This window comes from Mesorhizobium sp. (genome assembly GCF_005063415.1).
Classification (GTDB): domain Bacteria; phylum Pseudomonadota; class Alphaproteobacteria; order Rhizobiales; family Rhizobiaceae; genus Mesorhizobium.
This window is the reverse complement of record NZ_SUEG01000456.1, coordinates 1-202: the sequence shown is the minus strand read 5'-3', so window position 1 is coordinate 202 and position 202 is coordinate 1. Positions and strand designations below refer to the sequence as shown.

Below are 202 nucleotides of genomic sequence, written 5' to 3'. Positions count from 1 at the left end.
CCGCGGAAGACATAAATATCGCCGGCATGCGGGTCCCGGCCCAACGTCTCCTGAACCTGCAGAGCGAGGCCTTGCATCCCGCGTCGCATATCGGTCCGGCCGCCGCCAACCAGATCCGCACCTGGCTCGGGACCGGGATCATGAAACGCCCAGCGCCTTCACCATCGCCGCCGCCAGTGCCGGCGGCGTGGTCAGCGGAATC

General features: G+C 67.8%; 1 pseudogene. It reads right to left on the bottom strand.

Annotated features, from left to right (window positions below):
- Positions 1-77, bottom strand: a pseudogene (locus E5W70_RS33295) (IS66 family insertion sequence element accessory protein TnpB); the annotation flags it as partial.
- Positions 78-202: the final 125 nt, after the last annotated feature.